Source organism: Bradyrhizobium sp. Kon69, from assembly GCF_055807515.1.
In genome coordinates this window covers 54,236-77,894 of the sequence record NZ_JBVVOS010000023.1, presented here as the reverse complement: position 1 = coordinate 77,894, position 23,659 = coordinate 54,236, and the positions used below count along the sequence as shown (strand labels likewise).

Annotated in this window: 26 protein-coding genes and 1 pseudogene; 8 read left to right on the top strand and 19 right to left on the bottom strand. The window is 63.7% G+C overall.

The features are described from left to right. Position 1: 1 nt before the first annotated feature. Together tolR and tolQ are read right to left on the bottom strand one after the other, a co-directional pair. Positions 2 to 451 carry a protein TolR gene (gene tolR, locus AC0L3U_RS27815; protein WP_018453789.1) on the bottom strand — a complete coding sequence of 150 codons (450 nt, stop codon included), beginning with the start codon at positions 449 to 451 and terminating at the stop codon, positions 2 to 4. A 43-nt stretch (positions 452 to 494) separates the two neighbouring features. Beyond that, positions 495 to 1,211, bottom strand: a complete 717-nt coding sequence (tolQ, locus tag AC0L3U_RS27810) for a protein TolQ (protein WP_007596319.1) — start codon at positions 1,209 to 1,211, stop codon at positions 495 to 497. A 423-nt stretch (positions 1,212 to 1,634) separates the two neighbouring features. On the opposite strand from tolQ, the gene AC0L3U_RS27805 reads away from it, so the two are divergent. Then, a complete protein-coding gene (locus AC0L3U_RS27805) occupies positions 1,635 to 2,153 on the top strand; it encodes a DUF2231 domain-containing protein (RefSeq protein WP_473363965.1) in 519 nt (172 codons plus the stop codon). 35 nt (positions 2,154 to 2,188) lie between these two features. On the opposite strand, the gene AC0L3U_RS27800 is transcribed toward AC0L3U_RS27805, so the two are convergent. Beyond that, positions 2,189 to 2,956, bottom strand: a complete 768-nt coding sequence (locus tag AC0L3U_RS27800) for a serine acetyltransferase domain-containing protein (protein WP_473363996.1) — start codon at positions 2,954 to 2,956, stop codon at positions 2,189 to 2,191. Positions 2,957 to 3,270: 314 nt separating this feature from the next. On the opposite strand from AC0L3U_RS27800, the gene AC0L3U_RS27795 reads away from it, so the two are divergent. Next, positions 3,271 to 4,434 carry an acyl-CoA desaturase gene (locus AC0L3U_RS27795; RefSeq protein WP_027570336.1) on the top strand — a complete coding sequence of 388 codons (1,164 nt, stop codon included), beginning with the start codon at positions 3,271 to 3,273 and terminating at the stop codon, positions 4,432 to 4,434. 205 nt (positions 4,435 to 4,639) lie between these two features. Here AC0L3U_RS27795 and AC0L3U_RS27790 read toward each other — a convergent pair whose 3' ends face one another. The 5 genes from AC0L3U_RS27790 to AC0L3U_RS27770 form a co-directional block, all read right to left on the bottom strand. After that, a complete protein-coding gene (locus tag AC0L3U_RS27790) occupies positions 4,640 to 5,125 on the bottom strand; it encodes a DUF2852 domain-containing protein (protein ID WP_007596323.1) in 486 nt (161 codons plus the stop codon). 119 nt (positions 5,126 to 5,244) lie between these two features. Further along, on the bottom strand, positions 5,245 to 5,985 hold the full coding sequence (locus AC0L3U_RS27785) for a TetR/AcrR family transcriptional regulator (protein WP_473363964.1): 741 nt from the start codon (positions 5,983 to 5,985) through the stop codon (positions 5,245 to 5,247). A 92-nt stretch (positions 5,986 to 6,077) separates the two neighbouring features. Next, positions 6,078 to 6,440 (bottom strand): hypothetical protein, encoded by a 363-nt coding sequence (locus AC0L3U_RS27780; RefSeq protein ID WP_473363963.1) that lies wholly within the window; start codon positions 6,438 to 6,440, stop codon positions 6,078 to 6,080. Between the two features lie 38 nt (positions 6,441 to 6,478). Beyond that, on the bottom strand, positions 6,479 to 6,883 hold the full coding sequence (locus tag AC0L3U_RS27775; protein ID WP_027570332.1) for a YciI family protein: 405 nt from the start codon (positions 6,881 to 6,883) through the stop codon (positions 6,479 to 6,481). A gap of 162 nt (positions 6,884 to 7,045) precedes the next feature. Then, positions 7,046 to 7,411, bottom strand: a complete 366-nt coding sequence (locus AC0L3U_RS27770) for a nuclear transport factor 2 family protein (protein ID WP_473293837.1) — start codon at positions 7,409 to 7,411, stop codon at positions 7,046 to 7,048. 154 nt (positions 7,412 to 7,565) lie between these two features. On the opposite strand from AC0L3U_RS27770, the gene AC0L3U_RS27765 reads away from it, so the two are divergent. The 3 genes from AC0L3U_RS27765 to AC0L3U_RS27755 all read left to right on the top strand — a co-directional run bounded on the left by AC0L3U_RS27765 (position 7,566) and on the right by AC0L3U_RS27755 (position 9,662). After that, positions 7,566 to 8,354 (top strand): SDR family NAD(P)-dependent oxidoreductase, encoded by a 789-nt coding sequence (locus tag AC0L3U_RS27765; protein ID WP_456768015.1) that lies wholly within the window; start codon positions 7,566 to 7,568, stop codon positions 8,352 to 8,354. Positions 8,355 to 8,436: 82 nt separating this feature from the next. Then, a complete protein-coding gene (locus AC0L3U_RS27760) occupies positions 8,437 to 8,874 on the top strand; it encodes a hypothetical protein (protein ID WP_473363962.1) in 438 nt (145 codons plus the stop codon). A 434-nt stretch (positions 8,875 to 9,308) separates the two neighbouring features. After that, positions 9,309 to 9,662 (top strand): hypothetical protein, encoded by a 354-nt coding sequence (locus AC0L3U_RS27755; RefSeq protein WP_473363961.1) that lies wholly within the window; start codon positions 9,309 to 9,311, stop codon positions 9,660 to 9,662. Between the two features lie 107 nt (positions 9,663 to 9,769). Here the strand turns inward: AC0L3U_RS27755 and AC0L3U_RS27750 are convergent, their stop codons facing one another. The 4 genes and pseudogenes from AC0L3U_RS27750 to AC0L3U_RS27735 form a co-directional block, all read right to left on the bottom strand. Next, entirely contained in the window at positions 9,770 to 10,183 is a 414-nt protein-coding gene (locus AC0L3U_RS27750) for a VOC family protein (protein WP_473363960.1), read from the bottom strand. 36 nt (positions 10,184 to 10,219) lie between these two features. Beyond that, positions 10,220 to 10,755, bottom strand: a pseudogene (locus AC0L3U_RS27745) (SRPBCC family protein). 98 nt (positions 10,756 to 10,853) lie between these two features. Continuing rightward, on the bottom strand, positions 10,854 to 12,164 hold the full coding sequence (locus AC0L3U_RS27740) for an RNA polymerase sigma factor (RefSeq protein WP_473363959.1): 1,311 nt from the start codon (positions 12,162 to 12,164) through the stop codon (positions 10,854 to 10,856). Next, positions 12,161 to 12,529 (bottom strand): YciI family protein, encoded by a 369-nt coding sequence (locus AC0L3U_RS27735; protein ID WP_027520026.1) that lies wholly within the window; start codon positions 12,527 to 12,529, stop codon positions 12,161 to 12,163. The genes AC0L3U_RS27740 and AC0L3U_RS27735 overlap by 4 nt, the downstream gene beginning before the upstream one ends. Before the next feature lie 144 nt (positions 12,530 to 12,673). Between AC0L3U_RS27735 and AC0L3U_RS27730 the strand changes: the two genes are divergently transcribed. Continuing rightward, positions 12,674 to 13,639, top strand: coding sequence for a 2-hydroxyacid dehydrogenase (locus AC0L3U_RS27730; protein WP_473363958.1), 966 nt, complete (start codon positions 12,674 to 12,676; stop codon positions 13,637 to 13,639). A 118-nt stretch (positions 13,640 to 13,757) separates the two neighbouring features. Then, positions 13,758 to 15,725, top strand: coding sequence for a methyl-accepting chemotaxis protein (locus AC0L3U_RS27725; RefSeq protein WP_473363957.1), 1,968 nt, complete (start codon positions 13,758 to 13,760; stop codon positions 15,723 to 15,725). Positions 15,726 to 15,892: 167 nt separating this feature from the next. Here the strand turns inward: AC0L3U_RS27725 and AC0L3U_RS27720 are convergent, their stop codons facing one another. Beyond that, positions 15,893 to 16,537: a TetR/AcrR family transcriptional regulator gene (locus AC0L3U_RS27720; protein ID WP_473363956.1), complete on the bottom strand. Its 645-nt coding sequence runs from the start codon at positions 16,535 to 16,537 to the stop codon at positions 15,893 to 15,895. Between the two features lie 115 nt (positions 16,538 to 16,652). On the opposite strand from AC0L3U_RS27720, the gene AC0L3U_RS27715 reads away from it, so the two are divergent. Then, complete coding sequence (locus tag AC0L3U_RS27715; protein ID WP_473363955.1) at positions 16,653 to 17,297, top strand: glutathione binding-like protein; 645 nt, start codon at positions 16,653 to 16,655, stop codon at positions 17,295 to 17,297. Between the two features lie 86 nt (positions 17,298 to 17,383). Here AC0L3U_RS27715 and AC0L3U_RS27710 read toward each other — a convergent pair whose 3' ends face one another. The 6 genes from AC0L3U_RS27710 to AC0L3U_RS27685 all read right to left on the bottom strand — a co-directional run bounded on the left by AC0L3U_RS27710 (position 17,384) and on the right by AC0L3U_RS27685 (position 23,656). Beyond that, positions 17,384 to 18,151 carry a substrate-binding periplasmic protein gene (locus tag AC0L3U_RS27710; protein ID WP_473363954.1) on the bottom strand — a complete coding sequence of 256 codons (768 nt, stop codon included), beginning with the start codon at positions 18,149 to 18,151 and terminating at the stop codon, positions 17,384 to 17,386. Between the two features lie 33 nt (positions 18,152 to 18,184). Continuing rightward, entirely contained in the window at positions 18,185 to 18,577 is a 393-nt protein-coding gene (locus AC0L3U_RS27705; protein WP_473363953.1) for a c-type cytochrome, read from the bottom strand. 62 nt (positions 18,578 to 18,639) lie between these two features. Continuing rightward, a complete protein-coding gene (locus AC0L3U_RS27700) occupies positions 18,640 to 20,358 on the bottom strand; it encodes an outer membrane protein assembly factor BamB family protein (protein WP_473363952.1) in 1,719 nt (572 codons plus the stop codon). A 357-nt stretch (positions 20,359 to 20,715) separates the two neighbouring features. Beyond that, positions 20,716 to 22,020 (bottom strand): TRAP transporter large permease, encoded by a 1,305-nt coding sequence (locus tag AC0L3U_RS27695; protein WP_473363951.1) that lies wholly within the window; start codon positions 22,018 to 22,020, stop codon positions 20,716 to 20,718. A gap of 34 nt (positions 22,021 to 22,054) precedes the next feature. Beyond that, positions 22,055 to 22,648 (bottom strand): TRAP transporter small permease subunit, encoded by a 594-nt coding sequence (locus AC0L3U_RS27690; RefSeq protein WP_473363950.1) that lies wholly within the window; start codon positions 22,646 to 22,648, stop codon positions 22,055 to 22,057. A 9-nt stretch (positions 22,649 to 22,657) separates the two neighbouring features. Further along, positions 22,658 to 23,656 (bottom strand): TRAP transporter substrate-binding protein, encoded by a 999-nt coding sequence (locus tag AC0L3U_RS27685; RefSeq protein WP_473347510.1) that lies wholly within the window; start codon positions 23,654 to 23,656, stop codon positions 22,658 to 22,660. Positions 23,657 to 23,659: the final 3 nt, after the last annotated feature.

Genomic DNA, 23,659 nt, shown 5'->3' with positions numbered 1-23,659 from the left:
CTTACCCCTGATCCGCTTCCGTGACGAGGGCCAGCTTCTTGAAGCCTGCGCCGGACAACTGGCCCATCACCTTGGCCACCGTCCCGTAATCCGCCTTCTTGTCGGCACGCAGATAGATCCGTTCCTCGAGCCCGCCGCGCGCGTCCGTGATCGCCTTCAGCTTCGGGATCAGTTCGTTGATCGCGATCTCGGCGTCGTTGATGAACACCTTGCCCTTGATGTCCACCGACATCTGGATCGGCTTCTGGTCATTGTTTTCGAGGCTCTTGGCCTGGGTCTGCGGCAGGTCGAGCGGCACGCCGACCGTCAGCATCGGCGCCGACACCATGAAGATGATGAGCAGCACCAGCATCACGTCGACCATCGGCGTGACGTTGATTTCGGCTACGACCGGCTTGCGCCGGCCACGGCGCCCACCGCCTCCGGACGAACTCGCAACGTTCATGCCCATGGTCTGGTGCCCAAATTGCCCTTCACACTATACATGCCGTCCGTCAGCCCCGCTCGTCGATCTGGCGCGACAGGATGGCTGAAAATTCATCGGCGAAGCCTTCGAGCCGCTGGGCCTGCCGGTTCACCTCGGAGGTGAACTTATTGTAGAAAATAGTGGCAGGAATGGCGGCGATAAGGCCGACGGCGGTCGCAAACAGCGCCTCCGCGATACCGGGGGCCACCACCGCCAGAGAGGTATTTTTCGACGCCGCGATCGACTGGAAGCTCGACATGATGCCCCAGACGGTGCCGAACAGGCCGACGAAGGGGCCTGCGGAGCCGACGGTGGCGAGCACCAGCAGCCGGCGTTCCAGCCGCTCGACCTCGCGGGCGATCGAGACATTCATGACCTTGTCGATGCGCATTTGAAGGCCTGCGACCGAGCGAGCCTGGCTTTCGAACGAACGCTTCCACTCGCGCATAGCGGCGACGAAGCAGGCCGCCATGGAATGCGTCGGCTTGGCCGAGAGCGTGCGGTAGAGGTCTTCGATCGACTCGCCGGACCAGAAAGCTTGCTCGAAACGGTCCATCGAGCGGCGGGTGCGGGCAAACAGGAAGATCTTGTCGATAGCGATCGCCCAGACCCAGACCGAGCAGGCGAGAAGCCCCAGCATCACGGCTTTCACGATCCAGTGAGCCTGCCAGAACAGCGCGATCAGCGACACGTCCGCGGAAGCGGCAACCGGAAGGGCTGACTGAGCCACGTCGGCCGGATTCATAAGCAGTATCCTCTCAAGGCGATCGTTACCTGATGTCCCGACCTAATGTCCCGGCCAGCAAATGGCCGCCGGTTCCCCAATAGCCGCGCTAGAACCGGCGCGGCCGGCAAGCCCGCTCAAAGCCTTGTCTTTCTGGGGTGCAGGGCTCGTCCAAAGCCAGCCGCCTGCATTCCCTGCCAAGATGTCAAAACTATGGGCCCGACCCCAAGGCTCAGACTTCGGGCTCTGGGCGCGATTGTCCGCAAATACCAGAGCCCGGCGATGGTTAATGCTGGGTTACCGCGGGCGGATTTGGCTGCCGGAAAGCGAGCGCGCGCAGGCGGTTGGCAAGCTGCCGGCCCCGGCTGTTGCTGACATCACGTTGGAGGAACCAGCCCTCGCCCGAAAAATTGTCCCGAAAATCACTCCTCGCGAGGTTTTGCCATGAGTATCAACCCCAAATCGACCGCCGCCATCGGCGATCATCCGCTCCACCCCATGATCATCCCGTTTCCCGTCGCCTTCCTAGTCGGCGCGCCCATCGCCGATCTCGCCTTCATCGGAACCGGCGACGGCTTCTGGGCCAGAGCCGCCATATGGCTGATCGGCGCCGGCATCGTTATGGCGCTCGTTGCCGCCGTGGCCGGCTTCACCGACTTCTTCAGCGACGCCCGTATCCGCAGCCTCAACGATGCCTGGTATCACATGGTCGGCAATCTCGTGGCGGTCGTGCTGGCCCTGATCAATTTCTACCTCCGCTACGCGCAAGGCGCAGAGGCTGCGGTCAAGCCGTGGGGCGTGGCGCTCTCGCTGATCGTGGTCGGCATCCTCCTGTTCACGGGATGGAAGGGCTGGGAAATGGTCTACCGGCATCATGTCGCGGTGCTGGATGCGCCGGGCCAGACCAGTTCGGAGCCGGTCACGCCGCATCATGGCGGCGAGCGCCACCGCCGCGCCGCCTGACGAGGAGCACGTCGCCCTAATGACGTAAGGGCGAGTCAGGCCGCAGAAGCGGGTTCGGGGCAATTGGTCAGCCGCGCCGGATTGCCGACTGCGGTGCAGCCCGGGGGCACATCGCTCGTCACGACGGTGTCGGCTCCGATCTTTGCAAAATCGCCGATGCTGACGTTGCCGAGAATCGTCGCGCCGGAGCCGATGAACACGCCGCGACCAATGCGAGGCGAGCGCGCCGGCAGTTCCGTGCCGCGACCGATGCTGACGTTCTGAAGGATGGTGGCCTCGTCGCCGATCGCCACGTCGGCACCGATCACGATGCCGGTGGCATGGTCGAGATACACCGACGATCCCAAGCTCGCCGCCGGATGAATGCTGACCTGCAGGACGTTCGACGCCTCGTTCTGAAACAGCAGCGCCGCGTCGCGATGGTCGTGATGCCAAAGCCAGTTCGAGACGCGCCAGGCCTGCAAGGCGACGTAGCCCTTGAAATGCAGCAGCGGCGCCAACAGTCCGGTGATGGCGGGATCGCGGAGCACGATGGCCTGCAAGTCGCGGCCGGCCGCCTCGATCAGATTCGGCTGGCCATTGAAGGCACTGCGGGAAAATGTCGTGAAGCGCGCGCGTTCGGCCGCGCTGTCGCCAAGCCGCCGTCCGATCAGGTCGGACAATGCGGCGGTAAAATTGTCATGGGCGAAGATGAGACCGCCGAGAGTCCGGCCGAATATGGGGTCGGCTGCCGCTGCGCGCTGCGCCTCGTCTCGGATCTTTTGCCAGAGGGTCTCGCTCGGCGTGATCGCAGCTTCCGTCATCATTGCCCCCTGCGATGTTTTGACGCTTCCTTTTCGCTGTCGGATATAGAGCGTCGGCAGCGCGCGCGCCACGCTCCCCGTGAGGCTACGAGCTTGCATGCCAGGCGGCCGGGATCATATATATGGAGGAAGTCGAGTTCCCGGCCGAAGCTATGGTCTCAGGATCGTGCTGCCGCGCTGGCCCGGGTTGTTCAGGCAAAGTATCTCGTTCGAAGCCCCGCAGCGGTCCGCCACCCCCGGGTTTGTCGTACACAGCGGCCCTCAGTGCTGCCAAAGCGACTCCGGATCCCCGTCATCCAAGGTCACGCCAATCCATGTCGCCCAACGCCTCCGCCGACGACCAACACGACGACATCATGTATCCCTCCGCCCTGCCGTTCCTGCTGGTCCATCTCGGCTGCGTTGCAGCCATCTGGACCGGCGTGACCTGGCAGGCCATCGCGATCTGCGCCTCGCTGTATGTCGTCCGCATGTTTGCAATCGGAGCGGGCTACCACCGCTATTTCTCCCATCGGGCTTTTGCGACCGGCCGGGTATTTCAGTTCATCCTGGCCTGGCTTGCGCAAAGCACCGCGCAGAAAAGCGTTTTGTGGTGGGCGGCCAAGCATCGACATCATCATCTGCATTCCGATACCGAAGACGACGTGCATTCACCGCGTCATCGAGGCTTCCTCTATAGCCATCTCGGCTGGATTTTTTACCGGGAGCACGATGGCACCGACCTCGTGAAGGTCGGCGATTTCGCGGCCTATCCGGAGTTGATGTGGCTGCATCGCCTGGAACTGCTGCCGGCCGTTACGCTGGCTGCGCTCTGCTTCCTGGTTGGCGGGTGGTCCGGCCTCGTCGTCGGCTTTCTGTGGAGCACCGTGCTGGTCTATCACGCGACCTTCTGCATCAACTCCCTCGCCCACGTGCATGGACGCAAGCGGTACGTGACCGGCGATGATTCTCGCAACAATTGGCTGCTGGCCTTGTTCACCCTCGGTGAAGGCTGGCACAACAATCACCACGCCTACCAAAGCAGCGTGCGGCAAGGTTTTCGCTGGTGGGAAATCGACATCACCTATTACATCCTGAAGGTGCTGTCCTGGTTCGGCATCGTCTGGAACATGAAGTCGCCGCCCGAGCAGGTGCTGCGCAACGAGCAGCCGCTTGGCGCACGCGTCATCAACCGGGCGGCCCGTGAGCTTGCCGGACGGTTCGATGCGCAGACACTGGCGCATGCGATCTCGTCGGCGCTCCGCCGAGCCGATTTGGCCCAGCTGCAACTGCCGACGCTGCATGACATCCTCAGTCGCGCGCACGAAGGCGTCGATGCACTGACGCATCTGCATTTGCCGAAAATTCCGACCCGCGAGGAGTTTCTCGCCGAGGCTAAGGCGATGTTCGCGCGAACGCGATCACTCAACGAGATCGTGGACTACGCCTACGAACACTTCCTGGAGTCGGTTCGCGCGCAGCTCGCCACGGCGCGCTGACCAAGTCTCTCTCTGGACCAGACTTCCAGACCAAGACTTTTCCGAACCAAAGCAAATCCGGACGGTCGCGGCAGCCTGACGCGCATTCCCAAAACCAAACCGCCCGCCTGCGGGTTGCGCAGGCGGGCGGCTCGGGGCCATCAGGACTTTGGGGGCATGCGCCTGACGGCTTTGAGAGGCGTCAGTCCCGAGATCAACCTTGAGATCAACCTTGCTGCTGGTCGGTCGGCGGCGGGGTCGGGCGCGTCTTGTGTTGCGCCATGAACTGGTCGAACTCTTCCTTGTCCTTGGCGTGACGCAGACGGTCGAGGAAGTTCTTGAACTCGACCTGCTCTTCCTCCAGCCGCTGCAATGTCTCGGTGCGGTACTCGTCGAAGGCGCGGTTGCCGCTCGAGGGCGGGCCGAAGCCAAAGCCGAAACCGTGGCGCTCCATGCGGCCGCGCATACGGTCCATCTTGTACTGCATCCGCTCCATCTTGTTCTGCCAGCGATCCTGGTTGCTCCAGCACGACATTCTTCTGCTCCCGAGTGTGAAAAAGAGAAGGGCAAGTCCGATCGGCCACCAGATGATGAAGCCGAGGATGGTCACGGCGATCCAGCCGGGATGCCAGGGCGTATTGAGCATGTGGGGGCGCTCGTAGTGTTGGTCCGAAGGGCCGCGCCATCGATTGACATCAGCGGTGTAGGCCATTTCCCTCTCCATGACGGCATCGGCGCCGTTGTGAATGTAAATAACATTTACATAGGTAGATCATCCCGCGATTTTGTCAAGCCGACCGCCTGACAGGGCGGGGGAATATTTGGGTAACTTTATTTCGGCTTGCCCCAGGGACCACCGGGGGGCACGCCCGAACCGGAGGATGCCTCCGGTGGCACCGGCGGCGGCTCGACGCTTTTCGCCGGGGGACGGCGATCGGTCGGGAAGCCGAGACCGCGCAGATAGATCAGCACCTCGGCTTCGAGCAGCTCGTCCGGCGACATCGGCAGCTTTCGACGCGCAGCATCGCCGCGGGAGAACAGCGAGGCCACGCCATGCGCCATCGACCAGATGTGCAGCGCCATCATCATCGCCGGAGGCCGCGGCGTGCCCGGCGGCGCCAGCGCGGCAAGCCGCTCCGCCGCGGCACGAATGATGTTGAAAGCACGCTCGCTGGCGGCCTGGAGCGCCGGATTGGAATCCACCGGCACGCCCGATTCGAACATCGCGTTGTAGAACGCGGGCTCGTCGCGGGCGAAGGCCAGATAGGCCCTGCCGACACGCTCGAACGCCGTGACGGTGTCGGGCCGTCCGTCGTCCCAGGCCGCGGTCAGGCGCGCTTCGAACTGCTCGAAGCCACGCTGCGCGATCGAGGACAGCAGTTCTTCACGGTCGCGAAAATGCCGGTACGGTGCCGCGGCGCTGACGCCGGCCATGCGCGCGGCATCGGCAAAGGTGAAGCCGGCCGCGCCCTTCTCGGCGATCAATCCAAGGGCGGCCTGCAACAGGGCTTCCTTCAGATTGCCGTGGTGATAGCCGCGCTCGGCGCGGCGCGTCTCCTTGCGCCAGCTCATGTGAACGACCTTTACATGAGCTGGGGATGAAGGTCACTAGCGGCGACGGGTTTGATCGGCCGTATTCTTCCGGGTCCGGCGCGGCCGAAGTCCTAGCTACCCGGGATTGGCAGCACCGGCATGATCTCGACGCGTTCGCCGGGGAAGATCGCGAAGTGCGGGTGGTTCTCGAACATCTTCGCCGCGGCTTCATGGGACGCCGCGCGCACCACGGTGAAGGCGCCCATCTCGTTGGCGATGTCGGCGAGGCCCTTGCCGTCGACCTTCTTGGTCTTGCCGAGCGGCCCGCCCATGGCCTGGATCGCGCCCTGGTGCTTTTCAACCCAGCCCTTCCAGGCCGCCATGCCCTCCTGCTCCTTCGCCTTGCGCTCGGCCTCGGGCATCGCATCCCATGCGGCCCATTTGGAGCTGGTCTTGCTGCCGAGGAAAACGGCGAGATAGGTATCAGTGCTCATCGGTTCTCTCCCTTGATGATGGATGGACGAAGCTGCGGCTATTTCTTGAGGTCGCCGAAACCGGCGGCGGCCTCCTGCACGTCAGGCGGAAAGTCGCTCATCTCCTGCACCTGACGGATCTCGATGATTTCGTTCGGTGCGGCCGGACACCGCTTGGCCCAGGCGATCGCCTCGGCACGCGAGGCAACCTCGATCATCCAGTAGCCGCCCAGGACCTCCTTGGCCTCGGCGAACGGACCATCGGTCACGATGGGCTTGCCGGCCGCAAACGAGACGCGCGCGCCCATCGAGGGCGGGTGCAGGCCGTCGAGCGTGATCAGCACGCCGGCGTCCTTCAGCGCCTCGTTGTAGCGCATCATCGCAGCGACCCGCTCGGGATCGAGTTGAACGTCGGGCGCCGCGGTCTCGTAGCCGAGCGGGATCATCAGCATCATGAATCGCATGAGCATTCCTTGCGTGCTTTTGTCGTTCGGGTTGCGCGGCGAGGCGCCACTCCGGTTGGACGGGAGCGACGGCCCGGGCCGCCCGCCCTCACCTCCAAGACGAAGGAACCTTGACGAAACCGACAGGTGACGAAAATTATTCTGGAGATTAATTGGCTGGCGCTAGCGCGCCTGCGGCAGGAACCGCCCGTCCTGCCGGGCAGCGCCGAAATAGACGTCGATGCGGCGGACCTTGCCGCCGGCAAAGGTGAAGAACTCGGTATTGCGAAAGCTCCTGCCATCTGTCGCCAAGCAGAGATAGGTGACGAAGGCCTCGTCGCCTTGGACGAAAATCCGCTCGATGTCGTGCCGCGCAATCCAGCCGGTGTCCCTCCAGCAACGCTCGAAATAGGCCGCCTTGTCGAGGTCATCGTCGAACGGGCTGGTGAAGCGGAAATCGTCGGCTAACGCGTCGGCGACCCGTTGCCGGTCGTTGGCGAGATATGCGGCGAAAAGGTCTCGAATCCGGCGCTCGTGATCGTTGGACATTCCGGGTCTCCCTGGCAATGATCCCCTGGAAGACGATCCATCGAGGACCGTCCCGACATCGTGCCTTCGAGTTAAGACCTTCCTCGTCGGAACGAAAGCGAAGTAAAAGAGGCTCGCGCTCGCGCGACCAATCTTTCATAAGGACGATCAGCCAATGCCCCCTACCCCGCACCGCGTTGCCCTCGTCACCGGAGCCGCGCGTGGCATCGGGCTTGCGACCGCGAAGAAGTTTTTGACCGAGGGCTGGCGGGTGGCATTGCTCGACATCGAGGGCGAGCTGCTCGGCCGCGCGGTCGCCGAGATCGGCCGGGACGAGGCCACGCTGGCGTTGACCTGCGACGTCTCGGACGCTGCCGCGGTTGCCGCCGCGATGACGACGGTCGAACAGCGGTTTGGCCGGCTCGACGCGCTCGTCAATAATGCCGGCATTGCCGTGTTCGCGCCGCTGATGGAGACGTCGGAGACCGATTGGCGACGCGTGCTCGAGGTCAACCTCACCGGCCCGTTCCTCTGCACCAAGGCGGCGGTGCCGCTGATGCGCGACGGCAATGGCGGCGCCATCGTCAACATCACCTCGATCTCGGCGGTGCGCGCCTCGACGCTGCGCTCGGCCTACGGCACCAGCAAGGCCGGCCTCGCGCACCTTACCAAGCAGCTCGCGGTCGAGCTCGCGTCCCTCAACATCCGCGTCAACGCGGTCGCGCCGGGGCCGGTCGATACCGCGATGGCGAAGCAGGTGCACACCAGGGAGATCCGCGCCGACTATCACGACGCCATCCCGCTCAATCGCTACGGCCTGGAAGAGGAACTCGCCGAAGCCATCTACTTCCTGTGCTCGGAACGATCGAGCTACATCACCGGCCAAATTTTGGCCGTCGATGGCGGCTTCGATGCGGCGGGCATAGGCCTGCCGACGCTGCGCGGCGAACGGCGGAACGGATAGACACGGCGTAGGTTGGCCTAGCGAAGCGTTACCTACCTCTTCTCGTCGGCCTATCCTACGGACTCGAATTCGCGGAGGCTTCATGCGACGCGTCACCTTCCTCAAGGCCTTGATGCTCGCATCCGCGCTGCTCGCCGCCACGCCTGCCGTGGCCGAAATCCGCATCATCCAGTCGCCCGGTGGACAGGTCGGGCCGTTCCTGGATTTGTTCGAGAAGGTGCGCGAGAGCGGCGAGCGCGTGGTGATCGACGGTCCCTGCCTGTCCGCCTGCACGCTGGTGCTGAGCATCGTGCCGGGCGAGCGGATTTGTGTGACCAAGCGTGCCGTGCTCGGCTTTCATGCGGCGCGATCGGTCGATCGGCGCGGACGCTTCTACGCCGAGCCGGAAGCATCCGACGCGGTGCTTGCGGCCTATCCCGGCCCGGTGCGCGACTGGATCAGCCGCCGCGGCGGTCTCTCGTCGCGGTTGCTTCTGCTGAAGGGACGCGACCTCGCCGCGATCTATCCGCGCTGCCGGTAATGATCAGCGGACGCAAGCGCCCGCCAAATCGCGCCGGTCACCTGCTTCGTGAGGTCTAGTAAAAACTCTGGATCAGCTGGGTCAATTCCATGCTCGCGCAGATGAGCATACCCCAAAGTGCAAAGTTGATCTGCAGCGCCGCCGCCATCGGTCGCTCCCCTTCCAAGTACGCCCGCCCCAGTTTTTAAAATTTTATGACGAAATAAATAACGATTCTGTCCCGGAGTTCACAGCCTAATATTGCGCCAGTTGTTGTGCGATGCGGTCCGCATCATTTCACGAAGCGGCCTCACTGCTCTCGCAATGTGGTGCGACACCAAAATTCATATTCGGCCGTGTCGGCCAGGCGTTTCCCTTAGGTTCCATTTGAGCGGTGCGACGCAGGCTTCGGCAAGCGGACTTGGCGCGTCGCATACAACACCCAAGGGTCCGGCATGATGCGACACGGCTTTGTCTTGCTCACTTTTTGCGCAACGCTCATGGGATGCGCGGTCGCGCCTGCGCAGGAACGCCGTCCGATCGCATGGGACGGCCTCGGTCAGGATCCGAACCGTCCCTCCGTCATCAAGCGTCGCGTGGCGACCCAAGCTCCCGCGGCGAGCGATCCGAATCAGGAGCGGGAGAGAGTCCTCGGCACCTTGCGCCCGTACTCCGCGGCGTGGTGGGCAATCCACGACGAAATCGAAGCGGAGAATGACAGGCAGCTCGGGACCAAGCTCGTGATCTGTCCGCGCTGCGTTCCCTCCTCCCAACCACCGAGCAATGACGTGACCGGATCGATCCGCTGAGAGCGGCGCACAGTTGATCGGCACATGACGCAACGTCTCATGCGCGCCCCTCTCCGCATCGTCGGGGAGAGGGGATCGCCGCCTGGCGCGTCAAACGATCGCGCCTGTCACATTCCCTCGGCCGGGCAGTTCACCATCCAGGGAATGCCGAACTTGTCGACGCACATGCCAAAACCCTTGGCCCAGAACGTCTTGCTGAAGGGCATGGTGACGGCACCGCCATCGGCGAGCGCGTTGAACTTGCGCTCGCCCTCCGCGGGGTCCGCGACCGTCAGCGAGATCGAGAAGCCCTGCGGCTTGTGAAAATGCTCGCCCGGTACATCGGACCCCATCAGCACGGTGCCGTCGGGCAGCGACATCCGCGCATGCATGATCGTCTTCTCGCGGCCGGCCGCCGCCGCCATGTCCGGCGGTGCGTCCGACGAACGCATCATGGCGTCGATCTTGCCACCGAGCACCTTGGCGTAATAATTGAATGCCGCTTCGCAGGTGTCCTGATAGAACAGATAGGGATTGAGCATCGTTTCTCTCCTTTGCTTTCATTCGGGGTGACGGCGCTACTTCTCGGTGAGCTTCTTCAGGCTGGCCAAGCCGGCCTCGAAATCGTTGCCGATCATGGTGTCCATGTTGATGAACACCTGCATGATCTTGGACAGGAACGGGGCCGGACCGGACATCGCCCACGTGACCAGTGTGGCATCGCCTTGCGGCACAAAGGTGAACTCGGCGGTGTTGTGGCCTTCGAAAGGCCGCTCGAAATCGAGCTTGATGCGGAGTTTTGACGGCGCACTCGCCTCGAGGATCTCCATATGGCCGGCGCCGACATTGTTGTTGCCGTCCCAGGCATAGGTCGCGCCCCTTCCTTCCGTAGTTCCGCCGAAGCTGCGCTTCATGGCGGGATCGCGGCCCTCGTAGGGGACCAGGCCGTCCAGCGATGGAAATCGGCGACCAAGGGATAGACCGCATTGGCCGGCGCTTTGACGGCGAGGCTGCGTTCGACGCGGAATGTGTCGGGCTTCGTCAGGGCGAAGACGAGCACCCCCACGATTCCGACTGCGAACAGGAGGACGATGACGGCAATGGCTCTCAGCATGAATGGCTCCCTGGATACGCTCCTAGGACGAAGGGAGGGGGCCGGGTCCGACAAGCGAAGCGGAAATTTTGCTCTGCCCGAAGCAGGCGCTCCCTACGTCACCTTGGCGCCTTGACCTTGGCGTCTTGCCTGGCGCCGCCATTTGCGCCCTTGGGCTGGCTGTCCCTGATCAGGCGATCGAGATGCATGCGGATGTGGGCGGCTTCTGCGGACGTGTTGGCGAGGGCGATGGCGCGGTCGAAAGCGATGCGGGCTTCGTCGTTGTGGCCGAGCTGCATCAGGAAGGCGCCGCGCACGCCGTAGAAGTGGAAGTAGTTGGCAAGCTTTGGCGCCAGCGGCTCGATCAGGTCGAGCGCGGCTTGCGGTCCGCGCACCTTGGAAACCGCGACCGCGCGGTTGAGCGTCACCACCGGCGAGGGCTGCACCACCTCCAGCGCACCATAGAGCAGGTCGATCTGCGCCCAGTCGGTCTCCTCAGGCGTCGACGCGCGGGCATGCAGCGCGGCGATCGCGGCCTGGATCTGGTAGGGCCCGCTGCGGCGATGACGTATCGCCTTGTCGATCAGTGCGAGGCCTTCCGCGATCATGGTGCCGTTCCACAGCGAACGATCCTGGTCGTCCAGCAGGATCAGCGAGCCATCCGCGGCGAAGCGCGAGGCGCTGCGCGCATGCTGCAATAAGATGAGCGCCGTGAGCCCCATGATCTCCGGCTCGCTCTGGAACAGCCGCAGCAGCAGCCGCGCCAGCCGGATCGCTTCCTCGCACAGCGGCTTTCTGATTTCGGCGGTGTCGCCGCTCGCCGAATAGCCCTCGTTGAAGATCAAATAGATCATCGCGGCGACACCGGCGAGCCGCTCCGAGCGCTCGACCGCGCCCGGCGTTTCGAACGGCGTCCCGGCCTCCGCGACCTTGGCCTTGGCGCGCGTGATGCGCTGCTCCATCGCCGCGTCCGACACCAGGAAGGCGCGCGCGATCTGCTTCACCGTCAGGCCGCAGACGATGCGGAGCGCCAGCGCGATCTGCTGCGTCGCCGGCAGCCCTGGATGGCAGCAGATGAACATCAGCCGCAAAATGTCGTCGCGATAGTGCGAGCCGTCGAGCCGCTCGGCGAGCGCGCCCTCGGCGTCGTCGAGATCGGAGATCGCCTGGTCGTCCTCCGGCAGCGGCTGCTGCTTGCGGGTGCGGCGCACCTCGTCGATGGCAACGTTGCGACCGACCATGATCAGCCAGGCCGCGGGATCGCGCGGCGGCCCGTTCTGCGGCCAGGTTTTCAGCGCGCGCAAGCAGGCGTTCTGAAAAGCCTCCTCGGCGGTGTCGAGATCGCGGAAATAGCGCAGCAGCGCGCCGACCGCCTGGGGGCGCGCCGAGGTCAGCGCGGTCTCGATCCAGGCGGTATCGGCCTCGCTCATTTCAGATTCCCTCCGGGCCTGAACACGCCCACGGGCCGCACTTCATAGGCGCCGCCGGGATTGGCCGATCCGAGGTCGCGCGCAACGTCGAGCGCCTCGTCGAGGTTCTTGCAATCGACGATATAGAAGCCGAGTAACTGCTCCTTGGTCTCCGCGTAAGGGCCGTCGAGCACCAGCGGCGGGTCCTCCTTGCGCAGCGTCGCTGCCGCAGTGGTCGGCAGCAGCCGCGCCACGGGGCCGAGCCTGCCCTGCTTCGCGAGACCTTCCTGCACCACGGCGAGCTTCTTCATCACGGCCTCATCCTGGTCCTTGCTCCAGGAGCCGACGAAGTCCTCGTCGTGATAGCAAAGGATCGCATAAAGCATGGGCAGTACCTTCTCTGAGCGCTTGTTTTGAAGACGATCCAGTATGCCTTGCCCCGACACGGCTGCGGAAAAAAATTGCAAGAAAAATCCGGCAGATCGTGCCAAGGAGGGCCTTCAAAAGCGGAACCTCAAGAGGCACTTCGAATGACCGTGGGCACACTGGCCGTCCTGATCAACAGCACGCAGCAGAACTGGCTGCCGGAGCGCTGGAAGGCCCGGTTCGACGCGGTCAGCGGCGGCCGCCGCGTGGTGCTGCTGCCCGATGCCGGGCTCGATCCGGCCGAGGTGCACTATGCCGCGGTGTGGAAGCCGGTGCCGGGCGACCTCGGCTCTTTCCCCAATCTGCGTGCGATCTTCAATCTGGGCGCCGGCGTCGATGCGCTGATGGCGGACAAGAGCCTTCCGAACGTGCCGCTGGTGCGTGTCGCCGTGCCCGATCTGACCGGCCGCATGACCGAATACGTCGTGCAGCACGTGCTGATGCACCACCGCCAGGAGCTTTATCTGCGCCAGTCGCAGCGCGAAAAGCGCTGGGAGCCGACATATCAATGGCCGGCGAGCGCCGTCACTGTCGGTGTCATGGGACTGGGCACGCTCGGCGCTGATGCGGCCGATGTGCTGCGGCGGCTTGGTTTCCGCGTCGCCGGCTGGAGCCGCAGCCCGCGCAACATCGCGGGTGTCGAATGCTTCCGCGGCGCCGCGCAGATCGACGCATTCCTGCGCACGACCGATATTCTCGTCAGCCTGTTACCGCTGACGCCTGATACGCATGGCATCCTCAACCGCGACGTCTTCACCAAGCTCAACCGCAAAAGCCCACTCGGTGCGCCCGTGCTGATCAACGCCGGCCGCGGCGGCCTGCAGAACGAAGCCGACATCCTTTCTTGCCTCGACGACGGCACGCTGGGCGCCGCCTCGCTCGACGTCTTCGTGCAGGAACCGCAGCCGGCGGATAGCCGGTTCTGGACCCATCCCAAGGTGTTGCTGACGCCCCACAACGCCGCCGACACCGACGCCGATGCGATCTCGGCCTATGTCGCCGAGCAGATCGCGCGGTTCGAGGCGGGTGGTGTGCTGGAGAACGTGGTGGACCGGACGCGGGGGTATTGAGACCTCACGGGCCACCCGGGCCCGTAAAACCACTGATCACCGGCCGGTATCCCGTTCACCCTCTCTTAGCGAGAAGTTGATAGGCGTTATTAATCAACGCTCAACGAACGAGTCGGACATGCGCTTCACGCTCGGCCTCAGGATGCGGATCACGGTTGCGCTGGCGGTGACGGCAGCCGCGACCGCGCTGTTTGCGGTGCTCGGGGCGATGTGGATCATCGCGGGGATCATCGACCGCGCCGACCAGCGCGAGCTGCGCAGCCATTACGATGCCCTGCAATCGCGCATCGCCGAGGAGTCCCGCCGCGCCGCCGCCATGAGCGCCGTCGTCGCCGCAATACCAGCGACGCAGGACGCGATGGCCAAACAGGATCGCAACGTCCTGGTCGGCCTGTTCGGGCCGGTGTTTGCCGCGACCAAATCGGAGTACGGCGTCGAACAGTTCCAGTTCCACGTGGCACCCGCGACCTCGTTCCTGCGCGTGCACCAGCCTGCTAAATTTGGCGACGACCTCTCAGGCTTCCGCAAAACCGTGATCATCGCCAACCAGGAGCACAAGGTCGTGGTCGGGCTCGAGGGCGGATTGGCCGGGCTCGGCATCCGCGGCGTGGTGCCGATCGCGCAAGGCGGCAAGCATCTCGGCTCAGTCGAGTTTGGCCTGACCTTCGGCCAGTCCTTTCTGGACGACTTCAAGAGCAACCGCCATGTCGACATCGCCTTCCATCTCGCGGACGGCGGCGGCTTCAAGCTGTTCGGCGGCACGCTGAAGGGCAAGAGTTTCTTCGACGCGGCCGATTACGGCCGCGCCGCCGGCGGCGACTTCACGATGCGGCAGGCCAAGCTCGACACCACGCCGGTGGCCGCGCTGCTCGGACCGATCAGGGATTTTTCCGGCAAGTCCCTCGGCGCGGTCGAACTGGTGATGGACAATGCCGACTATGTGGCCTCTGCCGACCGTGCCTGGCTGCTGGCATTCGGCATCGCCGCGCTCGGGCTCGTGCTCGCCGCCATCGTCGGCTATCTCATCGCCCGCAGCATCTCGCGTCCGATCATCTCCATCACCACCGTGATGCGCGAGCTGGCAGACGGACACCTCGATGTCACCGTCCCCGTCAGCAAGGCGAACGACGAGGTCGGCGCGATGGTCAAGGCTGTCGCGGTGTTCCGCGACAACGCCCTCAACTTCAACCGGCTCCAGACCGAACAGGCCGACACCAAGGCGCAATCCGAAGCGGAGAAACGGCGCGCGTTCGCCGCGCTCGCCGACAATTTCGAAGCCAGCATCCGCGACGTCGTCACCACGGTGTCCTCGGCCGCGGTCGAGATGGAGAACACGGCGCGCTCGATGTCCGATATCGTCGAGCGGTCGCGCCAGCAGACCGGCACGGTGTCGTCGGCCTCGGCGCTCGCCTCCGAGAATGTGCAGACGGTTGCTGCCGCCGCGGAAGAGCTGTCGTCGTCTATGACCGAGATCAGCCGGCGCCTTGCGCACGCGACCTCGGTGGTCGGCAAAGCTGCGAGCGACGGACGACGGTCGAATGAGCGTGTGCAGAGTCTGGCCGACGCCGCGCAGAAAATCGGCGACGTCGTCTCCTTCATCAGCGGCATTGCCCAGCAAACCAATCTGCTGGCACTCAATGCGACGATCGAGGCGGCGCGCGCGGGGGAAGCCGGCCGCGGCTTTGCTGTGGTCGCCTCCGAGGTGAAGGCGCTGGCAACCCAGACCGCCAAGGCGACCGAGGAGATCGGCGCGCAGGTGACGGCGGTACAAGGCGAGACTACCGGCGCAGTAGACGGCATCCAATCAATCTGCGCCACGATCCAGGAAGTCGACGAGATCTCCGCCGCGATTGCCGCCGCCGTCGGCCAGCAAGGCACCGCGACGCAGGAGATTGCGCAGAACGTCCAGCAGGCAGCCGCCCGCACCGGCGAGGTCTCGCAAAACATCGCGGGCGTCACCGCCGGCATCGCCGCGACGGGAACTGCGGCCGAGGAAGTCCTGGGCTCGGCGATCGAGCTGTCGAAACAATCGCAGCGGCTGCGCGACGAGGTGGACCGTTTTCTGGCGCATATTCGCGCAGCGTAGCGGGCTACAAATTCAGTGTCGTCCTGGCGAAAGCCAGGCCCCGTACCAGGGAGGAGCTGCGTCGCGACGGCGGCAACTCCGAATCTTCGCCAAACCAAATTCGGTGGCTATGGGTCCTGGCTTTCGCCAGGACGACGTTTGGGAGATAGCTCGCGCCACGCAACCGCCTAGCTCTTTCCTCCCACCATCAGGTCGATCGCCCCCTTCACAATCGCCTCGAGCTCCTTCCGCGACACACGCGCGCGGGAGCGGATGGCAATTGAGTGCACGGTTGCGGATGCGAGCTGCGCCAGCACAGCGGGATCGGCGCTGTCGGGCAACTCGCCTTTCTCCTTGGCGCGGCGGAAGCAACTTGCAAATGCCTTGTCGAGCTCGTTGAGGCCATCGAGCACCATGGCCCGGATGTCGGGATCGCCGACCGCTTCGGAGGCCGCCGTGACCACGGTGAAGCAGCCGCGCGGACCGGTCTCGCCGGAGAGATAGATGTTCAGCGCGGAGGCGAAGATGCGCTCCAGCCGCCGGCGCACGGGCATCTCCTGGCGAAAGATCTCCACCATCGATGCGCGCGCTTCCTCGCGGTAGCGCTGATAGCTCTTGATATAGAGCTCGCGCTTGTCGCCGAAGGCGCCATAGAGGCTCGGGCGATTCATGCCCGTGGCTTCGCTGAGATCGTCGAGCGAGGTCGCGGCAAAACCCTGCGTGCGGAACAGGTCGAGCGCCTTGCCGAGCGCGACATCGGGCTCATAGGCGCGCGGACGGCCCCGGCGTTTGGGCTCCGTGGCAGCAGTTGGCGGCTTCGATTTTTGTACCATTTCGCAATTTAATCCTTGACCGCCTCTATAATATGCAAGACAGTACAAAAATCAATCTGGCCGGGTTGAGCGACACTCCAAAGTCACATCGAAGAATTGCCCAAGGAGGCTCAAGATGGATCTTTATTTCTCGCCCCTCGCCTGTTCGATGGCGAGCCGCGTCGCGCTGTATGAAGCGGGCGCCGAAGCGAATTATCTCGAAGTCGATCCGCCGACCAAGACAGTGCTGAGCGACGGCACTGATTTTCGGACCGTGAATCCGATCGGCCTGGTGCCGACGCTGCGCACCGACGAGGGCGTGGTGCTGACCGAGAACGCCGCGATCCTGCAATATATCGCCGACCGCTTCCCGCAATCGGGCCTCGGCGCCGCAGCGGGCATCGATCGCACGCGGCTGCATCAATGGCTCTGCTTCATCGGCACCGAACTGCACAAGGGCCTGTTCATCCCGGTGCTCGACCGCAAGGCGCCGCAGGAGACGAAAGCCTATGCGCTGGAGAAGAACCTGTCGCGGCTGGCCTATCTCGACAATTACCTGAAGGGGCGCGACTTCCTGCTCGACCATTTCAGCGTCGCGGACGCCTACCTCGTCACGGTCATCAACTGGACCATGGCGACGCCGCCGATCGAGCTCGCCAAATGGCCGAACGTGAAGGCCTATTACGAACGCCTGCGTCAACGCCCGTCGGTCGCACGCGCGATCGCGGAAGAGTTCGAGCTGTACAAGGCCGAGCAGGCGCGGAAGAAGGCCGCGGCGTAAGCGACATTCGAAATAACCCGTCGTTCCGGACAATTCGGCCGGCGCGACGGGTTAAACAGCGCGACTGACGCGCCCGGAACAATTGGCTATTTTGGCATCTGCACTACGACCCCGTAGCGGCCGTATATTCGATCGATCGTGCCGTCGTTTCGCAGCCGTTCAACCGCTCCATCGATGGTGTCGCGCAATGCATCATCCGGACGGACCATGCCGACCGCGACATTCCAGTTGAGATCGGCTACGGACTCGTCGCGATCCAGGATACGAAATGCCTTGTCCGGATGCGTCAGATTGAAATAACTCGCCGCAGTGGGTGTGACCGCAGCGGCATCGATCTCATGGTTTGACAAGGCATCGAGGCTGTCGCTCTCGAAGCCGAAAGTCGACGTCGGGACGTGCCTTTGACTGATGATCATGGCAGCGACGGATCCGACCTGCACGCCGACCTTGGTATGCTCGTTGAGGCTCTGGAACGAGGCGAGCGCGCTGGATGAGGGGACGGCGAGCGCGACGCCCGTGCGATAATACGGTTTTGAGATTCTCAGGCGGGTTTCACCCTGCGCTTCGCGGTCGGCGATGACATCCAGAACGATGTCGCATCCGGCGCTCCGCATCTGGTACTGGGTGATGATCCAGTCGAGCCGCAGCGACACCCCGAGCTCGTGTGCCAGCGCCTGGCCCAATTCAATCTGAAAGCCGGGAGGATCGGCGGCCTTGCTTGCGAACGGAAGCGAGTTCGGATGGGCGCATAATCCGAGCACTCCGGACGCGCGGATCGCGTCCAGGGTCCGCCCCTGCGCAGGATTCAGCAATCCGATCACGGCGCCGACCACAAGCGGGAGAACTGTCTTCATTCCGCGTTCTCGTATCGACATCGGCTGGTCCATTCAGCCCTCGCGCGGCTTCAGGGCGCGGATGTATTTGACGATCTGGTCGATCTGCGCGTCGGTGAAGGCCCCGCCGAATGCCGGCATCGCACCAGACTTGCCGTTTTTGATACGGCTGTGCAGATAGTCGTCGTCGCGCGGCGAATTCATCAGCTGCGGTCCTTTGCCGGCAGCCCGGCCGCCAGCGGAGTGACAAAAGCCGCAAGTCCCTGCGAATAACTGCTCGACGTCGAACGTCCCGTTGTCGGGTACGGGAGCGGCAGACTGCGCCTGAACCGGTGCGGCATACAGCGACGAGGCACCCAGCACCGCCGATAGCAGCACGGTGATCTTCTTCAAATGCAAGTTCAAGGTGTCCAGCTCCATATCCTGAAGCACGATGTCCTGAAGCACGCCCGGAAATTCCAATGCGCGGGAAGCAAGCTTACGCCTGCTCCCCGGCAATCTGCGATGATCTATTTCAAGCTGAAGACGACGAGCGCCCCGTCATCACGCGGCATGCTCTTGTAGACGCCGCCGAAGTTTGGCGCGTATTCGTCTGCCAGCATGCCGCCAAAGCCAGCGGCCACGGCAATGTACTGCTTGCCATTGACGGAATAGCTGACGATGCCGCCCTGGTGGCCGGTGCCGTTGTTGTGACTCCACAGCTCGGCCCCGGTTTCGGCATCGTAGGCATGAAGGATCCCGCGGGAGTCGGGCACGAATACGAGATTGCCCGCAGTCGACAGCACACTTCCGAGCGGCGGCTCGGGATAGCGAACCTCCCACTTCTTGGCGCCGGTGATGGGGTCGCGCGCGTCGAGATGTCCATAAATCTCTCCGCCCGGAGGGGGTACCATCTTGAAATCGGCGCCGATGTTGAGCTGGACCTGGGGCGCTGTAACCGGCGTCGTCTTCTGGACGTCGAGCGTCATGCACCATTCCTGGCCGATCTTGTAGTACAGGCCGGTCTTCGGGTTGTAGGAGCCGGCGTTCCAGCTGACGCCGCCGCCAATGAAGGGGCACAGCGGCGGTTCGGTGACCTTCCCGGCGCTGAAGTCGCGACGGCCGATCAAGGCACCGGTCTTGGGATCGATATCCTTGACGAAATTGATGTTCTCAACGAGCCGCCAGACATTCTTCACGGCGAGATTGCGGTCATAGACAAAGACGAAACCGCCTTTGTTCGGGTGAACCACGAACTTCTGACCGTCGCGTTCGAGCATCACAAACTCGCCGACCGCGCTGTCGAAGTCCCAGGCATCGTGCGGCAATTCCTGATGATGGAATTTCAGCCTGCCGGTATCGACGTCGAGACCGATCACCGAACTCGTGTACAGATTGTCGCCGGGACGCGCGCCTTGCGTCTTGTAATCGGCGCCCGACCAATCGTAGAGCGGCGCCGGGTTTGCGGTGCCCCACAGGATCGTGTTGGTCTCGGAATCGTAAGTGCCCGGCATCCAGCCACCGCCACCGCCCGTGCGCCAGGAATCGTTTCCCCACGTCTTCATGGCCTCGTCGGTGCCGGCGACGGTCAAGAACTCCCACTTCTTCTTTCCGGTGGTGGCATCCAGGCCGAAGATCGGGCCGCGGCCCGGCCATTCACCGCCTTGCGCTCCGATGATCACCGTACCCTTCGCGTAAAGCGGTGCACCGGTGAAACCGACCGTGAGCTTCTGGGAGTCGATCAGCCTCGTTTCCCAGAGGACCTTCCCCGACTTCATATCCAGGCCAAGAACCCTGCCGTCCATGGTGCCGACGAAAACCTTGCCCTCGCCGAGCGCTACGCCGCGATTGTAGGGGGAATGGGTCTGACGGGAGATCAGGGCTTCGTCCAGCTCCGGAAAATGGGACCAGATCACCTCGCCTGTCGCGCCGTTGAGCGCAAAAACCCGGCTGTAAGAACCCGAGTAATAGAGCACGCCATCCGCCGCGAGGGGCATCGATTGCAGGCCGCGGGTCGAGCGTCCTGGAATATGGGTCCAGGCAACGTTCAGATTGCCGATATTATTTGCATTGATCTGCGCCAGCGGGCTGTAGTGATAGGACTTGTATGAACCGTGATAGGTCAGCCAATCGTTCTGACCGCCATTCTCGATCCGCGCAGTATCCACAGATTGGGCCAAGGCCGACGACACCATCAGCGTCGCGCCGGCAATAAGAGGTAGACCAGACTTACACCAACGCTTCTTCATCCGTTCCTCCCGCTTTATGTTTGTTTAACTTGCGTCTCACAGACGCCGCCGCGAGGGATGTTGCGGTCCACTATCTGTCGGTTCTTCTCCATCGCATACGAGCCGCCAACGGCTCTCGATCTCTCTCGGCGGACATCGCCAAAAGGTGCTACGTCTTTGGACTGGTTGCAGTTGTGCTTATCCTCGCTCCGGCAGCGTACGCCGGATGACGAGGAGCGCAAAGATGGAACACGCGCACGGCGCGAATTTGACGCGCGGCGCGGATCACAAACGTCAGTTGCGCTGTCCGGTTCGTTTGGCCTCGCAGTCTCAGACTGCTGCGGGCGGACGCGATAGCGCCAAGGCCGGAGGAAGAATTTACCCGTACAGCACGCGCGGGAGGATCGTGACGATGCCGGGCCAGAGCGTCAGCAGCAGCACGAAGCCGACCATGATGAGGAGATAGGGCATCGTGACGCGCGCGATGTAGCCGAGGCCGTCGTCGGTCAAGCCCTGGATCACGAACAGGTTGAAGCCAACCGGCGGCGTGATCTGGGCCATCTCGACGGCGAGCACGAGGAAGATGCCGAACCAGATCTCGTCGAAGCCCGCACCCTTCACGATCGGCAGCACGATCGGCAGCGTCATCACGATCATCGAGAAGCCGTCGAGGAAGCAGCCGAGGATCAGGTAGAAGATAATCAGCACCACGATCAGCATGAAGGGCGATAGCCCCAAGCCCTTCACGAAGGCGGCGACGGCCTGCGGGATGCCGAGGAAGGCCGCGGCGTTGCCGAGGATCGAGGCGCCGAGCACGATCAGCGCGATCATCGAGCAGGTCACGATCGAGCCGATCAGCACGTCGCGCATCACCTGCTGCGACATCGAGCCCTGCGCCCAAGCGACCAGCGCGGCGCCGAACACGCCGACCGCGGCGGCTTCCGACGGCGTCGCCAGCCCGCCATACATCGAGCCGAGCACGCAGGCGATCAGGAACAGCGCCGGCGCGAGGTCCTTCAGCGCCGCAAAACGTTCGCGCCACGGCACCCGCGAGAGCTTTGCCTCGGACTCCGGCACCAGCGTGCGGTTGAACGTCGTGTGCAGCATCACCCATCCCATGAAGGTGGCCGCCAGCAGAAGGCCAGGCAGCACGCCGGCGGTAAAGAGCTTGAGAATAGAGACGTCGCCCAGCACGCCATAGATGATCATGATGTTGGATGGCGGGATCAAAAAGCCGAGCGTGCCGGCGCCGGCGAGCGAGCCGATCGCGATGTCGCGGGAATAGCCGCGGCGCGTGAGCTCGTTGAGCGACATGCGGCCGATCACCTGCGTCGTCGCCGCCGACGAGCCGGAGATCGCCGCGAAGATGGTGCAGCCGATCACATTCACATGCAGAAGACGCCCCGGCAGAAGCCCTGCCCAGGGCGCGAGCCCCTGGAACAGCGAACGTGACAAACGGGTGCGAAACAGTAGCTCGCCCATCAGGATGAACAGCGGCAACGCCAGCAATTCCTGCGTCGTCAAGATGTTCCAGGCGTATTGCGGCAGCAGCTTGTCGAGCGGGATCGAGCGGAACATCGCCAGCAGCAGCGTCGCAGTGAGCGCAAGCGTCAGGCCGATCCATACGCCGCATGCCAGAAGCGCAAACAGGATCGCAAAGAGTGCAACGACTTCGATGGTCATGAAATGCGGTGTCCGCTGGCTGGCGCGTGGGCGATCATTCGACGGGCGAGGCCTTCATGCGGTGATCTTCCAGCGGCAGGCCGAGCACGGCCTGGATCGCGCGCGCCAGGAACTGCAGCGTCAGCAGCAGCATGCCAAAGGTGACGACGGCCTGCGGAAACCACAGCGGGGTGTCGCTCGAGGTCGAAACCTGGCCGCGCACATAGGCGCCGAAGGCGAACTTCGCCATCGATGATGTCAGGAAGGCCATGAAGGCGAAGCCTGCGGCGGCCGACAGGATTTCGATCGCGCGCTGAAACGGGACGGGGACGTTCTTCAGCAGCAGCACGACACGGATATGGCCGCCGACACGCAGGGTCATGGCGGCGCCGAACGTGAAGGACGCCGCCATCAGATAAGAGGAATATTCCCACGCGATCGAGATCGTGGGCGGAAAGAACGGCAGGAAGTTCGAGAGGAAGCGCGTGGCGACCTCGCACAGCATCAGCAGCGTCAGCATCAAGAGGCAGCCGCCGCCAATCCAGCCGTCCAACCGGCCAAGACGGTCGATGCCGTCGAGCAGGATGCGCAGCGGCGCCGGCGCCGCTGCGTTGAGACTCTGCGGAGCTGCGGGCGAAACGCTGGCCACGGTCCGTCCTCAGCGCTTCATTTCGGCGAGATAGGCCCGCACCGGCTTGTCGGCCGCCGGCACGCGCTTGACGAAAGCGTCGAGCTGCGGCGCGGTCTTGGCGCGAATATCCGTGATCATCGCTTCCGAGACCGGTACCACCTCCATGCCGCCTTCCTTGAGCCGGTTGAGGCTGTCGACATCCGCCTTGAGCGAGTTCGCCCAGAAGCCCGGCTCCATCTTGGCGGCAATGCCCGCGACGAGCTGTTGCTGATCGGCGCTCAGTGCCTTCCAGGAATCGAGGTTGACGGTGAGCATCTGCGAGGACCAGACGTGGTTGGTCGGGTAGATGTATTTCAGGAATTCCCAGAATTTACCGTCGACGCCCGACACCGCCGAGGTGGAGACGCCGGAGACCGCGCCGGAGGCCAGCGCCGGGATGGTCTCGCCCCAGGGAATCATCACCGGCGCCATGCCGACCACGGCCAGCATATCGACGGCGTTCTTGTCGGGCACGCGGATCTTGATGTTCTTCAAGCCGTCGACATCGGCGACCTTGACCTTGAGGTGCAGATATTGCGTCGGCCACGGCACGATGTAGAGGATCTTCTGGTTGTTGCGCGCGGCGACCTTCTCGTATTCGGGCCGCACATATTTGTGCAGCACCTTCAATTCGTCCATCGAGCCGCAGAGAAAGGGAATGCTCTCGACGCCCATGAAGGGCTCGTCGCCGACCTGCTGGATGTTGAGGACGTCGGCGAGCGGCACCAGGCCGTCGCGCACGGCGCGCAGATGCTCGGGGCCCTTGAAGCCGAGTTGGCCACCGGCCTTCACGGTGATCGCGACCGAGCCACCCGTCTGCTTCTTCACCTCTTCCGCGAAGGCAAACGCGTTCTGAGTGTGGAAATTGCCGTCGGGCCATACCGTCGACATGTCCCAGCTCACCGTCGCAGCGCGCGCGCGGGTCGAGATGTGGCCGGCTGCGAGCAGTGTCGCTGCGCCCGCTGTAAAATTCCGTCGCGTGATCATTGA

Excerpts from the sequence above, each read along its gene's own strand:
- tolR (WP_018453789.1), bottom strand. The coding sequence starts at position 451 with ATGGGCATGAACGTTGCGAGTTCGTCCGGAGGCGGTGGGCGCCGTGGC.
- tolQ (WP_007596319.1), bottom strand. The coding sequence starts at position 1,211 with ATGAATCCGGCCGACGTGGCTCAGTCAGCCCTTCCGGTTGCCGCTTCC.
- AC0L3U_RS27805 (WP_473363965.1), top strand. The coding sequence starts at position 1,635 with ATGAGTATCAACCCCAAATCGACCGCCGCCATCGGCGATCATCCGCTC.
- AC0L3U_RS27800 (WP_473363996.1), bottom strand. The coding sequence starts at position 2,956 with ATGACGGAAGCTGCGATCACGCCGAGCGAGACCCTCTGGCAAAAGATC.
- AC0L3U_RS27795 (WP_027570336.1), top strand. The coding sequence starts at position 3,271 with ATGTCGCCCAACGCCTCCGCCGACGACCAACACGACGACATCATGTAT.
- AC0L3U_RS27790 (WP_007596323.1), bottom strand. The coding sequence starts at position 5,125 with ATGGCCTACACCGCTGATGTCAATCGATGGCGCGGCCCTTCGGACCAA.
- AC0L3U_RS27785 (WP_473363964.1), bottom strand. The coding sequence starts at position 5,985 with ATGAGCTGGCGCAAGGAGACGCGCCGCGCCGAGCGCGGCTATCACCAC.
- AC0L3U_RS27780 (WP_473363963.1), bottom strand. The coding sequence starts at position 6,440 with ATGAGCACTGATACCTATCTCGCCGTTTTCCTCGGCAGCAAGACCAGC.
- AC0L3U_RS27775 (WP_027570332.1), bottom strand. The coding sequence starts at position 6,883 with ATGCGATTCATGATGCTGATGATCCCGCTCGGCTACGAGACCGCGGCG.
- AC0L3U_RS27770 (WP_473293837.1), bottom strand. The coding sequence starts at position 7,411 with ATGTCCAACGATCACGAGCGCCGGATTCGAGACCTTTTCGCCGCATAT.
- AC0L3U_RS27765 (WP_456768015.1), top strand. The coding sequence starts at position 7,566 with ATGCCCCCTACCCCGCACCGCGTTGCCCTCGTCACCGGAGCCGCGCGT.
- AC0L3U_RS27760 (WP_473363962.1), top strand. The coding sequence starts at position 8,437 with ATGCGACGCGTCACCTTCCTCAAGGCCTTGATGCTCGCATCCGCGCTG.
- AC0L3U_RS27755 (WP_473363961.1), top strand. The coding sequence starts at position 9,309 with ATGATGCGACACGGCTTTGTCTTGCTCACTTTTTGCGCAACGCTCATG.
- AC0L3U_RS27750 (WP_473363960.1), bottom strand. The coding sequence starts at position 10,183 with ATGCTCAATCCCTATCTGTTCTATCAGGACACCTGCGAAGCGGCATTC.
- AC0L3U_RS27740 (WP_473363959.1), bottom strand. The coding sequence starts at position 12,164 with ATGAGCGAGGCCGATACCGCCTGGATCGAGACCGCGCTGACCTCGGCG.
- AC0L3U_RS27735 (WP_027520026.1), bottom strand. The coding sequence starts at position 12,529 with ATGCTTTATGCGATCCTTTGCTATCACGACGAGGACTTCGTCGGCTCC.
- AC0L3U_RS27730 (WP_473363958.1), top strand. The coding sequence starts at position 12,674 with ATGACCGTGGGCACACTGGCCGTCCTGATCAACAGCACGCAGCAGAAC.
- AC0L3U_RS27725 (WP_473363957.1), top strand. The coding sequence starts at position 13,758 with ATGCGCTTCACGCTCGGCCTCAGGATGCGGATCACGGTTGCGCTGGCG.
- AC0L3U_RS27720 (WP_473363956.1), bottom strand. The coding sequence starts at position 16,537 with ATGGTACAAAAATCGAAGCCGCCAACTGCTGCCACGGAGCCCAAACGC.
- AC0L3U_RS27715 (WP_473363955.1), top strand. The coding sequence starts at position 16,653 with ATGGATCTTTATTTCTCGCCCCTCGCCTGTTCGATGGCGAGCCGCGTC.
- AC0L3U_RS27710 (WP_473363954.1), bottom strand. The coding sequence starts at position 18,151 with ATGAAGACAGTTCTCCCGCTTGTGGTCGGCGCCGTGATCGGATTGCTG.
- AC0L3U_RS27700 (WP_473363952.1), bottom strand. The coding sequence starts at position 20,358 with ATGAAGAAGCGTTGGTGTAAGTCTGGTCTACCTCTTATTGCCGGCGCG.
- AC0L3U_RS27695 (WP_473363951.1), bottom strand. The coding sequence starts at position 22,020 with ATGACCATCGAAGTCGTTGCACTCTTTGCGATCCTGTTTGCGCTTCTG.
- AC0L3U_RS27685 (WP_473347510.1), bottom strand. The coding sequence starts at position 23,656 with ATGATCACGCGACGGAATTTTACAGCGGGCGCAGCGACACTGCTCGCA.